Source organism: [Collinsella] massiliensis (assembly GCF_002161605.1).
Classification (GTDB): domain Bacteria; phylum Actinomycetota; class Coriobacteriia; order Coriobacteriales; family Coriobacteriaceae; genus Enorma.
In genome coordinates, this window is the sequence record NZ_NFIE01000031.1 from 1 (window position 1) to 13,212 (window position 13,212).

The window sequence follows — 13,212 nt, forward strand, 5'->3', positions numbered from 1 at the left end:
TCTCGCTAATCGAGCTCGGGAGGGGCGGGAGCCCGTCGATGCGCGAGCGGTACCGCGCCTGGGTCGAGGACGGGTTTCCAATTCCCGCGGATCAGGGTTGACAAACAATAGGAGCGTCGCTTTCTTCGGCGCGCGACCCCGTGCTACTCCCAAGGGCGCCCATAAACCGTTCGTTTCGCGCACTTTGGGAATCGGCTCGCCTGTTCGCGGGGCAAAACGGGCGGATGCGGCAGCGAAATCCAATGCCGCGGGCAGAGCGTGACTACGGCTCAATACATGCGCAGCGTGAGCTCACTGACATCACGGGGGCACGGGCACTCGTGTATCACACCCACATTAACCTGCGGTTCCGGTAATCTGCGCGGCGCTCCCGGTTCCCTCCCGGCGGCTTCCGGATATAGGGCGCGCCTTCCCGGCGAGAATCATGGCAACCGAAGCCGGAGCGCCACATCGCAACCAACGCAACGCAGCGCGAAGGCAACGGGCGGATGGCCACCGCAGTCGGCAGGATCGAGAGAAGGGAATCGCCATGAACGGAATTTGGTGTGCACACGACGCCGCCGCTTGTCCTCGCGACCACGGCTAGCCGTCTTACGCCGCGGCGGGCAGTCGATGCCATGTCCGTCGCCGCACACCCTCTTGACGAACAGAGGCCCGGGCTTGCCCGGAGAAGAGGCCCCGGCCCTCCGTTCACACCAGCACCCACATGATTTAGCACCCACACATCTGCAGCATCGCGCATGCGGCACACAGAAAGGAACCATCATGGTCAACGATACCGTGAAAAACGCCGGTCTCCACATGACGGAAGAAACGTTCAAGGTCAGTGACAAGCCTATCCTGCTCACCTCGCTTCTGTTCGATCGTTCCAGCTCGGAGGATCAGCCCGTCGCGGGGCCGGGGAGCCCCCTGCGCATCGATTTGCTCAACCAGTTCATCAAGCTCTTCGTCGAGACCCTCGCGAAGGATGATGACGTGAACGAACGGGTGCTCATCGACATGATCGCGTTCAACCACGAGGTCGAGATCGTGGGCGGCTCCGACTTCGCGCACCCGCGCGACATCGCCATCCCCGTGCTCACCGCAGCGGGTGGTACGGATTACGACCTGGCTCTGAACACCGCCATCGACCGTTCTCGCGCGCGCTATAACCTGGGTAAGAAGGCCGGTCAGGAGCACTATGTGCCCATCGTGATCGAGGTGGGCGACTTCGAGGATACCCTCTCGCAGGAGACCGCCCAGCGCGTGCGTCAGCTCATGGAGAACAAGGACATGCAGTTCGACGGCTTCGCAACCGTTCCGCTGAACCCTGAAGACCCGAATTTCTGCACCCCGCAGCTCTGGTGCATGAAGGAAGCAGTGCCTGACCCGCGCCGCCGCCTCGCCGTCCAGCATTACAACGACCTGCCGGATGGTTACAAGCAGTATGCCGAGCTCAAGGCCATGTCCATCAAGATTCGCACGCGTACGGGCCTGGGCGAGAAGCCCGTCATCGCGCCGGAAGAGGATCCGACCCAGAAGCCCGAAAGCAAGCTCATCGTGCCGCAGCTGGGCGACCTCATCTAGCTGCGCAATCGGGCGCGTATGCCCGGGTGCATCCCGGACGAGCGCCCATGCGGTACCGGGGCTCGTCGCTGTCTCGCGCGGCGGCGAGCCCCTGTGTTTGAGCGACTGGACGGAGTGGCGCTCAAGCGCTCGAGTAATGACATGAAAGGAACCACGATGATGCAACGGTTTGTCTATCATGCGCGCGGCATCGACCACATCGAGACGGGTGACCCCTGCCAGGATGCCTTCCTTTCCGCGCGCTGTGGCGACGCAACGGTGTTTGGCGTGTCGGATGGCGTGGGGAGCCGCAAGCATTCCGAGCTCGGCTCGCGCGCGGCGGTGGCCTCGGCGGTGCTCTATGTGTCGAACCACCTTGAGCCGGGGATGGCCGATGCGGACATCCGAGACGTCATCCGCGCCGGGTTCGCCGTTGCCTACCACACGGTGTGCGGCACGGCACGCCGCACGAACGAGCCCGCGCGCGAGCTCGATGCGACGCTTTGCGTGGGCGTGTGGGACGGACGTCGCCTGAGCTGGGGGCAAGCGGGCGATTCCGGTATGGTCGCGGCGCTCGCGTCAGGTGAGTACGTGCAGGTGACGCACCAGCAGCACGACGATGGCGGCGGCATGATTCCCCTGCGCTTCGGGCCGGATACCTGGGAGTTCGGCACCGTTGAGGGGGATGTTGCGGCGGTGCTCGCGGCGACAGATGGGCTCCTTGAGCGCCTGTGCCCCGCGCTGCTGCGTGAGACCGGCCAGCCCGTGTACACGGCACTCGTACGCGAGCTGCTGCATCGCACGGAGACCGATGCCAAGGCGCGGCGCAGCGCGAATCGCCGGCTGCGCGAGCTCATCCGCCATGACCCGCGCATGTATACGGTCGATGACGCGACGCTCGTCATGCTCTACGACCCCGAGCGCCCGCCGGCGCTTCTCGCGGATGCCTATTACGAGGAGCCTGATTGGGAGGCGCTGCGTGCCGACGTGGCGCGGCGCATCCAGCGGGAGTGGGCGGCGATCACCAGCGGATACAAGCACGCGGACGTGAAGGGGGTATCGTGATGATTGTTACCACGCTGGCCGGCCAGCGCTTGGAGCTGGCGTGCGACCCCTTCAACGACGAGGGCTCCGAGGGCAAGCTCTTCGACATCCAGGGCAAGCCGGGGTACGTGGCGAAGATCTTCCGCACGGCGGAGCTCGCCCGCAAGCGCGAGCCCAAGCTCAAGGCCATGTGCCAGCTGCCCCAGATGTGCTCGCTGCCGCCGAACCTCACCTGGCCGCAGAACCTGCTATACGACGAGCGCGGCGTGTTCGTGGGCTTCATCATGAAGCGCTTGCAGCCGAGCGTCACATTCGACAAGCTGTTCGCCTACCCCAACGGCACCGCGCAGGTGAGCCAGCGGCTCGCAGCGCTCATCTCGCTGGCCAACACCCTCGGCCGCATGCACATGTGCGGCGTGGCCATGGGCGACCCCGGGCCGCAGAACATTCCCGTGCTCGCCGACTGCGCCGTGCAGGTCATCGATACGGACTCGTTCGACATCACAATGCCCGACGGCTCGCGGTACCCCTGCTTGGGGTGCACGCCGGAGTACGTCGCGCCTGAGATGCTGCGCGCGGCACAGGGCGGCAGCTACGCCACATGCGGGGTGCCGTTCGACGCATGGACGGATTGCTACGCGCTCGGGGTGCTCGTGCACAAGGCGCTCTTCTTCGGCAAACACCCGTGCTCATATGCGGTGGACGTGAACGCGCCGGACGGGACTCCCATGCCCCCGCTTGTGGAGCGCGAGCGCAACGGTTGGGTGTCGGCGTTTGTGCCGCGCCCAAACCTTTGCGTGCCGGCGGGCATGCCCGCGATGAGCGATTTCCCGCCGTATCTGCAGGACGCGTTTCGTCGCACGTTCGTCGAGGGCTTTCGCGACCCGCATCGGCGCACGACGGCTTTCGAGTGGCAGCAGGTGCTCACCCGGTACTTCGGCGAGCTCGTAGATTGTCCGGAGGACGAACGGCACGCGCATTGGAAGGGCGCTGCGACCTGCCCGTACTGCGCGGCGGAGGAGCGCAACCGCGACCTGATGAACCAGCTGCGCGCGCAGGCGGGGCTTCCGCCGCTGGCGGCTCCGAAGCGGAAGAGCGGTGGTCCTCGGGCGCGGAAGGGCGCGCGGCGGGGCGGAGCTGGCGCGGGCGGCGCGAGCGGGGGAGGTGCCTCGGTTGGCGGCGGCGCGGGCGCGAAGGCGGCCACGGCTGCCTCTGGTGCAGCAGGAGGATTACGCACGGCGGCTGTCGCGCCGGCGGTGGGAGCCGGGGCGCACGGCGCGCCTACGGCTAGCATTGCTGCGCCGTCGCTGAACGTCGCGGCGCGCGGCGGCTCCGGTGCCTTGTCTGCGGCAGCCGCCGCGGGTAAGGGCCGTGGGTTGCAGACGCGCGCGATCAACGCGTTCAACCGGGTGCCCGTACGCTGGGCGCGGTGGCTCTGCGTGGCAGCGTCGTACCTCACGATCTACTTCGTCCAGCCCACGAGCGTGTTCCAGAACTTCGTGTACTTCTGCGTGGGCATGTGCTCGGACGTCGAGCTCCTCGTGACGGGGCTCGCGGGCTTCATCGCGGGGTGGAAGACGGCGAAGTCAGACGCGCGCACAAACAAGCCCATCGCGTACCGGTTCTTCGACGCGGTGGCGGCGACGCTCATCGCCATGGTGGTCGCGACGCTTGTGGGCGCAGTGCTCTGCCTGCTCATCGGCGACACGGCGCCGTTCGGTGGGCTGTTCAAGAGCACGTATGAGTATCAAGGCGCGGCACGGGCGTTGTGGCTCGGCCGTTGAGATGGAGGAACCGGCCGCCTGCCGCCTTCGGGGTGCAGGGATGCGGCCGATGAAGGAGGAAACGATGGCAACGTATGAGATTTCGGCAGATTCGATCAAGCGAGCGTTTGGTCGCCTCGCGCGTACGACGGACGCGGCGGTGCGCGGTGCGGTAGACGCGGTGCGCAAGCTGGAGGGGGAGGCGACCGCAGGGCAGGCGGCGAGCGATGCGCAGGCGATGGGTATGGGACAGGCCCCGGGCGAGGCGAGCGCGCAGGTGGCGGACGCGCAGGTACCAAGCGCGCCGGTGAGCGCCGTTCCCGATCCCGAGCCCACGACCCGCGAAGCGCCTGTTGCGACGGCCACCCCGGTCGAGCCCGCGGCGAGCCCCAAGCCCGACACCCCTGCCATCCCGGTCGAGCCCACGGCGAGCCCCAAGCCCGACGCCTCACCCGCCACGCGCCCGCTCGCGGAGTACGCCCACCCGGGCTGCTGCACGTTCGAGCGCGACCGCCTGGGCACCTCCGCGCGCCGCGCGTACCAGGCCATCCGCGACGGGGTGCTCGCTTTCCGCCCGCATATCCGGCTCTTCGGCGTGACGGAGGCGGAGATTGACGACGCCTACGAGGCCATGCGCCGCAGCACGCCCGAGGTGTTCTGGCTCGATGGCTATAGTCTGCAGTGCATCTCGCAGACGGGGCGCATTTGGGAACTTGAGCCGAGCTACCGTATCGACCGCGACGAGGCCGCGCGCCTGCTCGCCGAGATGGAGGAGCGCTCGCGCCCGCTCATTGACGCCCTCTCCCAGCTTCCCGCGCCCGAGCAACGCGTGCAGGCGGCGCACAACGCGCTCATCCTGAACGCGGTGTACAGCGACACGGGCGACCCGTTCGAATACACGGCCGTCGGTGCGCTCGTGCGGGGCAAGGCGGTGTGCAGCGGCCTCGCATACGCCTTCAAGTACCTCATGGATCGCCTGGAGGTGCCCTGCCTCATCGTGCGCGGCACGGCGGCGAGCACCCCGAGCTGGGACGACCCCGAGCGGCACTCGTGGAACCTCGTGGAGCTGGACGGGCGCTGGACGCATGTGGACGTGACGTACGACCTGGGTTTCTCGCCCGCCAAGCGCTACCCGCACCTCGCCTACCTGGGCGTTTCGGACGAGGAGATCGCGCCCACGCACAAATGGGAGCGCGACGCCCTCCCGGCGGCGACGCTTTCGCTCGGGTGCTATCGTCGCCGCGGACGCTGTGTGAGCGGGTGGGACGAGCTCGCGGGGCTCTTCGACCTCACGCTCGCGCGCGACCGCCGTTGCGCGTTCCAGCTGGACGAGCGCCTCACGCGTTCCGGCATCGAGCCGGGCGCGCCGCTCGACCCCGAGCTCATCGCGCAGAAGATCTACGACATCGCGGGCGCATCGATCCGGGGTTCGATCACCGAGCCGGTCACGCTCGCGCTCATCCGCGACGACGTGATGCGCGTGTACGAGGTGACGGTGGAGTAGGAGCGGGCGATGGGGAGGCGCGGGCTACAGCGCCTCCCCGTCGCCGAGGGCGCGCAGCACGAGAGCGGCGTTGTCGCAGGCGGGCGCGGGCGCGTGGAGCAGCTCGCGCAGGTAGGCGACGTGTTCGGCAACCGTTTCGGCGTCAAGCGGATGCACGAACTCGTACGATTCCGACCATGTGCCGTTGCAGCCCGCCCACCATTCCCAGGCCTCGGGCGGAACCCCGTCTGTGCGGAGGTTGTAACGCAGCGATGCGCGTACCACGGCGTCGACGTACGGCTCGGATGCCGCGCGCTGCCAGAGCGCCGTGTCTTCTTGAACTGCTGTTTCGCGCAGGGTGTCGGGGTCGAGGCGGATGCCGTATGCCGCGAGCATGTTGCTCAGAATCCGACGCCTCGCGACCTTGCCGCCGGCGAAGACACCGCTGGCTGGGATGGCGAGGAGGAGCAGGATGAGGCTATCGAGCGCCTCGTGCACCAAGTAGGCGCAGCGCTGTTCGACGAGGTTCGCGAACACCGCGAAGATGAAGTTCTCCCAGGCGTCCGGCGGCAGGCACCCGGCGTACGAGAAGAGCAGGTCGGCCAGGCTATCGCGGTCGCTCCGCCGCAGGGTGGACGCTGCCTCATGGGCGAGAAAGCTCAAACCCAGCCGCTCGGCGGTGAGGTGGAGCGTCTCCGCGCCGGTGCTTGGATCCACCTCGAGGACGAACATGCTCGGTAGCAGCGGGTTTTCCAGCATGATGTTTAGCAGGTTCCGCATGCTCGGCTTCCACGTGTCCGGGTTGAAGAAGAGCTCCCGCGCGACCTCATGCTCCGCGACGGGTTCGGCGCCGTTGCTCGCGATGAAATTGAGGAAACGGTCGCCGATGAGCTCGTGCATCCGCGCGACATCGACGAGCGACGCTCCGCGGTCGCCGTCGCGCAAGAGGGAGTACCCCGGTTCGAGGAAACTGCGCGCCATGAGGTAGGCGCGCAGCACGCGCTCGATGTCGACGACTGCCCGCTCGGGTATGCGCTCGCGCAGATTGCGGCAGAGCTCCTCGGTGTCCCGGGGTTCCTCCCCATCGCGCTGCATGGCGACGAGAGCGCACGCGATATCGAATGATGCGATGTTGCGGGGGATGGCATCGGCGTGCCTCGATGCCAACGCGTCTTGCCCGCTCGAGTTCGCTGCTTGGGGCAGTTTCATCCCGAGGCGGTCGAGCGCCGTGCACATGCGCTGGAAACGCCCACGTGCGCGCTCCACCACGGCGCGCGGGCTATCGTGTGGCGCACACCAGCGCTCCCAGGCGAGCAGGAACATGCGGAGCTGTTCAGGTGCGGAGGACGCATCGATACAGATGCATTTGTCAAGGGTGCTTTCGGAAAAAGGTAGCTGCTCGAAGGCATGATCGCCTGTGATGGTGATGATGACGAGCTGATCCACGAGGCGCAGGTGTGTGCTCGCGTGAGCGAATAACCCCAGGTATTTGAGGCGGTCGCGCACGTTTCCGCCCAGAAAGCCCGTGCCGTCGAGCACGAGCACGTTCGGGAAGGCGAGCATCTCCGCTTGGCTGGTGGGCGGGCTCGCGGGGGTGAGCGGTGCCTGCGCGGGGCGTACGTTGCGGGCGTCCAGGTAGGGAAGCGACTGCGTCATGAGCTCGGTGATGGACAGGAGGGAGCCCGCTTCCGAGGTGGATGACCAAGGCGGCAGCTCGCGCATGTTGAGGTAGCCGACGGTCGGGTGCTTCTTGTCCGTGAAGGAGGTACCGAAGAAGTTCCGCCGTTGGGCGGGGGTGTGCCCAAGCAGGCTCGCGATGAGCGACGCGCGGAAGATGCTTGCAGGCAAGCCCTCGCGCACGGTGATGTTCACGCTGCGGAAGGGGACGCCGTGCAGTTGGCCATAATTCGGTGTCGGACACTTTTTTATCACCGACAGGGGGAAGCAAGAGGCGGCGAGCCAGTCGAGGCGGTTCGCGCGCGGGCTCCATACGCTGCGCATGAGCGGTGGCGTCTGCTCGATGCGCCGCCGCAGCTGGGAGTGATATGTCGGCCAGCTCCACGCCATGGGCTATGCCGAGAGGTCTGTAAGGCGCGCTTCCCACAGCTCGACCTCGGGTGCGCGCGGGCATGGGCGGCCGAAGTCGAAGCGCCGGGCAGCGCGGAGCATGCGCACGGCGAAATCGTGCTCGCATTGCAACTCGCTCACGTCGAAGAGCACCGTATTGCAGAGGGAGCGGTAGATGACGCTTTGCATGCTTTGGTAGCGTGGGTTGCGTGCGGAGAGGATGAGCAGCAGGGCGTAGGCAGGCGCGGGATCGGGTGAGGCAGTAGGGTCGGCGCGCGTCGTGGCTTCAGCGGCCACCGTTCGGACACCGGCGTTTAGCAGGGAGCCGATCTGCTGGCCGATTTTCTGGGAGAGCTCGTCCGTCTTCTGCGCGGCATACGATCCGAGGGAGGCGAGGACGTGGCGGGCGGCGAAGAGCGCGCGCATGAGCGGAGATTCGAACGAGACGCAGCCCTCGTGCACGGCGAGCACGCCGCGCCGCGTGACCATGCGATCGATGACATCCGCCTGTTTCGTGTTGTCGTCCGTCGTGCCGCCGCGAGCCTCGTCTTCGTATGTCGCATAGGTGCTCACGAACGTCTGCACGGGCAAGCCGTCGCCCGTCTGCGTTTGCGCGGGGTCGGTGAGGATACCGCACGTAAGCTCGAAGGCGATGCGCTCGAGCACCTGCTCGTCGTAGCCGTAGAGGTCTTGATTGGGGAGTTTGGGCAGGAGGGCGGCGAGCTCGTCGAGCACGGCGAAGGCCGTCGTCCCGTTGCGGGGGCTCGTGCGCAGGAGTGCTCGCACGAGCGCGGTGAGGACGAGCGGGTTCGCAACGATGTCTCCGAAGCCGGGTGTTTCGGCGATGGCATCGAAGCCCAGCGGAGATGCGAGGTCATCCGTGTCGTCTGACGTGCTGCCGGGTTCGGCAAAGGCTTCGACCAGGCGACCGAAGAGTGCGCGCTGCCGTGGAAGGTCGAAGGGTTCGAGCGCTACGATGGTGCCACGCACGAGCTGTTCGACCAGGGTCTCGCTCTCACCTTCGAGCGGGCGGCTCGTCACGATGAGGTGGCGGATGCGGTAGGCATTCACCAGAGCGGTGAGCTGCTCGATGTAGCGCCTGCGCACCTCAAGTGGCACTTCGTCTATGGAGTCCACGATGACGAGCGCGTCGCGCGATTTCAAGAGCTCGATAAAGAGGCCGCGCGCTTCGGTTTCGTCATCTGCCGCCGCGGCGCGGAACGGGTCTTTGAGGGTGTCGGGGAGCTGGCGGTAAAGGAGGTGCGCGAACGCGTCGGCATCGAGCGGCGGGGCGTCTTTTACCAACGCTTCGAAGCCACTGCCTGCAAGGTCTGCCTCCGGCTGCGCGATGAGCACCGGCGTCCAGTCCATGAGGGGCACGCCGCGCACGTCGCCGGCGATGAGCGAGAAGAGCGTCGCATCACCCGCGGTGCGCGCTTGTGCGATTCCGGCAGCGAGGCCTTTCACGTAGGTGGTCTTGCCCATGCCCGACCCCGCCTGGATAAGCAGGCGCGCGGTGCCGCGGCGCTCGTCTTCCTCGGCGAGGTATGCGAGGATGGCCGCGGGGTTCGCCGCGGTGCTGAGGTCGCTGCGCGCCCCCGGGCCGCGCCGCCGGCCTGTGCCGCTCAGGGACTGTTGCATATGGAAGGCGGGCGGAACGTAGAGCTCCTCATATGAGGCCTGGTCGCCCGCAGTGCCACGCATGTCGAGCATCTCGCTCCAAGCAGCGACGCCCGCCAGGTAATGCTGCGCTCGGGATGCCGTCGCGCGCGCCGTGCCGCCCGAGAGCTCGTCAAGATGGTCGGCGAGCGCCCTGCCCGCGGCATGCGCGCGTCCGAGCAGCAGGCGCACGAGAGCGCACGTCACGACGGCGGCGTATCCGCACGGGGTGCTCGGCCAGGAATAGACCGTCGCGAGCTCGGTGCGCTCCTCAGGCTCGAGCAGCGGCGCGCCGGTGCCGGGCTTGTCGTGCGCGCCTCGTACCTCGGCCGCGAGCAGCGCGTCGCGCAACTCGTCGCATATCTGTTCGGTGCTCGCGTGCCGCTCTCCCAGCCGCTTCTCCACCTCGCACGCGATGGCGAAGGGCAGGCACACGGCGAAGTCGAGTGCGAGGCGGAGTCCCGTGCGCATGCCGTCGCCCGTGCTCGTCTGGCTTCCGAGCTGCCGGGTGTCGAAGAGCGTGTCCAGACGGTTCTCCTTGTATTGCCGGTGCCAGAAGTACTCCTCGTTGAAGCGGGCGTTCTTCCAGCCGGCTACATTCGAGTAGCGTCCGAGGAACGCGAGGCGCTTCTCGATGAGATTATCTGCTGTGGTCGCCTGGGCAAGCAGCTCGCGCGTCTTGGAGGAGCCGCGGTAGCCATCGAGATCGGTCGCGTCGAGCGTGATGCCGCCGAAGGGGCGCGACCGCAGGATGAGCTCGCCCTTGGGGCCGATGCCGCGCTGGCAGAATTGGTCGGTGAGCTGTGGGCGCTTCTTGGCGTCGAGGCCATCGAGCTGGTGCAGGCCGTAGAACCACAGCCCTTTGGCGTAGTCGCCGAACGAGGCGTAGGGCTGCTCGGGGATGCGCGCGTCGCGCGTGGTGGAGAGCAGGCGGCAGAGTTCGTCGAAGAGGTCGCGCGGGAGGAGCTGCGCCAGGCCGGGCGTGGGGGCATCGGGCGCGGGATCGGTTGCGGCGTCCGGTTCGTGCTCGGCCGCTTCGGTCGCCTTGCCCCAGAAGTAGGCGTCGAGCGCACCCCGGCGGTAGTCGTCCCACGCATGGTGGGCATTGTAGACATGCCGCCTCGCGGGCTCATCGGGGTTGGGCGGGAAGCTCGCCCCGACATGCGCCTCGATCCACTTGGAGAGCTGCGGCGCCGTCGCCCGCTCGATGACGCCGTGCTCGATGAGCGGCTGCCACAGGGCTTCCATCAGCGCGAATGCTTGTTGGTACACATCGGGCATCGCAGCCTCCCCTCCTCTGCCTGCACCTGCATTATAGCCGTATACCTGCGCTTCCGGTGTTGCGCCGCGCGCTTCCGGTTCGCTCCCGGCACGTGAGGCGCCCCCGCGCGGCGACCCGCGGGTACCTTGGCACCAGCGGCGCGCGGTGCGCCGCACACGTGGAAGGCAAACGACAGAAAGGAGCGCATCATGGCTCGTCGGGGAGGTCGCGACCGCTCGGAGCGCTCGGTGCTCGAGCGGCTGTGCAAGGCGGTGCTGGGGGAGTACCCCGAGCACATCTACATCGATATCGAGACGTATTTCGATCCCGAGGAGTTCGGTTGGGAGGACATCATGCCCAAGAAGGGTTCCACGACCGCGGAGCATATGCTCGCCGGTACCGGCAAGCGCTACCTCACGCTCGCGAGTCCGGAGTACTGGATCATGGAGGCCGGCTGGGTGGCAGCGCTCGGCTGCGCATGGGCGGCGGTCTGCACGCTCGCGTGGCACGGGTTCTTCTTCCAGCGGCTGCTCGAGAGCGTCGTGCCCGGCAACGAGAGCCTGCTCGTCATCTGCCAGGCGGTCGGCTTCATGGCGGGCGGGTTGGTGGCGGCAAACCAGTGGACGCGCCCCTTGCAGCATGCGCTCCCGCGCGTCGTCCTTGCGGCAGCCGTGGGGTTCGCCGTGGCGGTGCTCGTCGTGACGGGGTTACTTGCGTACCACATCGCGATGCTCTCGCCGTTGGGCTATCCCATGGCGTGGGACGGGTTCTTGCGGTGGTAAATGGCTTGGTTGAGGTTTTGTTCACGAACCGTTGGGAGGGTTCGATATGGCGGTGAAGCCTGATGTGCGGGCGCTGACGCTCGATGACTACGATGCTGACCCTGCGACGCGGGCGATGCTGGGCGCGCGGCTCGACCGGTATCTCGAGAACATCACCATGCTCGGGCGCGTGCTTGATACGGTGGTTGTTGCCCTGCAAAGCAGGGGCGATGTCGGGCTCGACTGTATCGAGGGGCTCATGGCGTGCGAGCGCGCGCTTGCCGCCGAGGTGCGCGTGGACGCCGCGTTCCTGGCGGAGCTGCTCATCGCGACGCTGCGGGCGCGCGGGGACGAGCGGCTCACCTTCTGGACGATGCGCCTGCGGGGCATCAGGGGAGTGCGTGCGCAGGATGCCGCGGTGCGCTCCGTCATGGACGATGCGCGCGACCTTGCGCGCTTCGCCGAGGTCGGGCAGGTTGTCGAGCGACTCGCTGCCGACCGCTCCGCGCTCGCGTTGCCCTCGTTCGACCTCATCGTGGATGCGGATGACGTGGATATGGACACGGTGCCCGAGCGCTGCCGCACGTGGTTTCCGGCGCCGGCGATGCGGTCGCGCTCGGATGCCCTGCGGCTCATCCAGCTCGTGATGGGCGCGGGATTCAGCAGCTCCGACGGTGCCGCACAGGAGCTGCGCGCCGCATGGAACGAGGGGCTTCCCGAGATCGAGCTCGCCGGGGGCGAGACTGCGGTGCTCCTGCCGTCGAAGCTGCGCGAGTTGTATACCGGACCGCGTGAGGAGGCGTGGTGCCGGACGCGGGCGCGGCTGGCCGATGCGCCGCGGGAGCGCGGGCTCGCGGCGGCGGACGCGTATCGCTTCGCGCCGCCCGAGGGCGATCGGGCGCGCTATGCGGTGCTGACGGGCACGTTTACGGGAGCGCCCGAGATCGCTGCCGGCGCGGAGGGCGTGCGCGTCGACCTTGCGGCGTGCTCGGGGGCCGAGGAGCCCTATGCGTTCCTCATGCCGGATCTCTACGGCGAGCCCGCTGTTGCGATCGTGCCGGCGACGCGCATGTGGACGAAGCTGCGCGATGTGTGCGAGATCACCGATGTGGACATGTCGGGGCGGATCGGCGCGCTCCTTTCCGCAGAGTATGTCTCCTGCGAGCAGGGGTGGGTGCTCGTGCCGTGCTCGGTGCTTGAGGCGGCGGGCATCCCTGCGGATACGCGCTCGTTCACGCTTGTCGGAGAGGGTACGTGTTTCGAGCTGTGGCCGACGGATGATTGGGACGCGCGCCGCACCCTTTATGTCGATGACCTCGCCGCGCTGTTCGAGGATTGATGGGACGGGGGCGCCGCTGTAGTGGGTGGGGTCTTCTTGATCGAGGCCGAAGGTTCCCGCGAAACCTTCCATCCCGCCGCGGAGGCGCCTCCCGATTCCCAAAGTGCGCGAAACGAGCGTTTTATGGGCACCCCCTGAAGTAGCAAGGGGTCGCGCGCCAACAAAAGCGACGCTCCTATTGTTTGTCAACCCTGATCCGCGGGAATTGGAAACCCGTCCTCGACCCAGGCGCGGTACCGCTCGCGCATCGACGGGCTCCCGCCCCTCCCGAGCTCGATTAGCGAGATGAG

General features: G+C 67.4%; 8 protein-coding genes. 6 read left to right on the forward strand and 2 right to left on the reverse strand.

Annotation, left to right across the window (positions count from 1 at the left end; genetic code table 11):
• Positions 1-765 precede the first annotated feature (765 nt).
• From B5G02_RS09700 to B5G02_RS09715, 4 genes are all read left to right on the forward strand, one after another.
• Positions 766-1,566 (forward strand): vWA domain-containing protein, encoded by an 801-nt coding sequence (locus B5G02_RS09700; protein ID WP_094336065.1) that lies wholly within the window; start codon positions 766-768, stop codon positions 1,564-1,566.
• 156 nt (positions 1,567-1,722) lie between these two features.
• The gene (locus tag B5G02_RS09705) at positions 1,723-2,610 is read left to right on the forward strand and encodes a protein phosphatase 2C domain-containing protein (protein ID WP_094336066.1); all 888 of its coding nucleotides are present in this window, start codon (positions 1,723-1,725) and stop codon (positions 2,608-2,610) included.
• Entirely contained in the window at positions 2,610-4,373 is a 1,764-nt protein-coding gene (locus B5G02_RS09710) for a hypothetical protein (RefSeq protein ID WP_094336067.1), read from the forward strand. Before B5G02_RS09705 ends, B5G02_RS09710 begins: the two co-directional genes overlap by 1 nt.
• Before the next feature lie 64 nt (positions 4,374-4,437).
• Positions 4,438-5,856: a transglutaminase domain-containing protein gene (locus B5G02_RS09715; RefSeq protein WP_094336068.1), complete on the forward strand. Its 1,419-nt coding sequence runs from the start codon at positions 4,438-4,440 to the stop codon at positions 5,854-5,856.
• A 24-nt stretch (positions 5,857-5,880) separates the two neighbouring features.
• Here the strand turns inward: B5G02_RS09715 and B5G02_RS09720 are convergent, their stop codons facing one another.
• Together B5G02_RS09720 and B5G02_RS09725 are read right to left on the reverse strand one after the other, a co-directional pair.
• Entirely contained in the window at positions 5,881-7,902 is a 2,022-nt protein-coding gene (locus B5G02_RS09720) for a hypothetical protein (protein ID WP_241146227.1), read from the reverse strand.
• A 3-nt stretch (positions 7,903-7,905) separates the two neighbouring features.
• Positions 7,906-10,809, reverse strand: coding sequence for a hypothetical protein (locus B5G02_RS09725; RefSeq protein ID WP_241146228.1), 2,904 nt, complete (start codon positions 10,807-10,809; stop codon positions 7,906-7,908).
• Positions 10,810-11,031: 222 nt separating this feature from the next.
• Between B5G02_RS09725 and B5G02_RS09730 the strand changes: the two genes are divergently transcribed.
• Positions 11,032-11,604 carry a hypothetical protein gene (locus B5G02_RS09730; RefSeq protein ID WP_094336071.1) on the forward strand — a complete coding sequence of 191 codons (573 nt, stop codon included), beginning with the start codon at positions 11,032-11,034 and terminating at the stop codon, positions 11,602-11,604.
• 46 nt (positions 11,605-11,650) lie between these two features.
• Complete coding sequence (locus B5G02_RS09735) at positions 11,651-12,922, forward strand: hypothetical protein (RefSeq protein WP_094336072.1); 1,272 nt, start codon at positions 11,651-11,653, stop codon at positions 12,920-12,922.
• Positions 12,923-13,212: the final 290 nt, after the last annotated feature.